Source organism: Shewanella sp. Iso12 (genome assembly GCF_012030025.1).
Taxonomy (GTDB): Bacteria; Pseudomonadota; Gammaproteobacteria; order Enterobacterales; family Shewanellaceae; genus Shewanella; species Shewanella algae.
Genome location: NZ_JAAUHW010000040.1, coordinates 1 through 706, shown reverse-complemented (window position 1 = coordinate 706; position 706 = coordinate 1). Strand labels below are relative to the sequence as shown.

Genomic DNA, 706 nt, shown 5'->3' with positions numbered 1-706 from the left:
CTGAACAGAAAGCAGCGGCAAACGAAACATCCAGCGCACTCGACAAACAAGCCGCAAAAGCCAAGGCCTATGAATTAGCTATGGCCAAGGCCGGGATCACAACCGTTCGTGCTCTGCGCGAGCAGGCTGATATTGCCAAGTCAACGTTTGCTCAAGTTTCCGCGGCCATGAAAGACGGTACCGCGTCCGCCTATGATCAAAAGCAAGCGTTTTTGGAGTGGGCTGAAGCTGAAGTAAAAGTGGCTGCAGCTGGAAAGCAGCAGGTTTCGGTAATGGTACAGCAAGCCGCCGCTGCCCTAGGCTTAAACGCTGAATTGCAGCGACTCATTGCTACTCAGCAAAACTTGAGTAACTCGCAACAGAATGTTGAGCAGGGAGCAGACAACACCGCAGACTCAGTGGAGCAATCCGGCGAGCGAATGAATCAGGCTATGCAGGATGTCGGCGACACTACTGAGAATGTTGGCAAACAGGTATCCGGGGTAGCAGCTGTTATCAGTCAAGCCGGTTATGCAGCTTATGCGGCGGTAAAAGAACTCAGCGAGGGAACGGTTGCGCTGTTCAAATCGCTGACATCAGGTGTCGCTGCATATAACCGTGAGTTGTCTGATATTGAGCAAACGCAAGAGAAAATCGAAAACCTGCGGCATGCCATTAACGAGCTTTATCTTGAGCAATCAAAAACACTCGATTTTACCCGTCTGCG

1 pseudogene is annotated in these 706 nt (G+C 51.1%); it reads left to right on the top strand.

Annotated elements, in window-relative coordinates:
• Positions 1–706 (top strand): annotated as a pseudogene (locus HCX89_RS22635) (hypothetical protein); the annotation flags it as partial.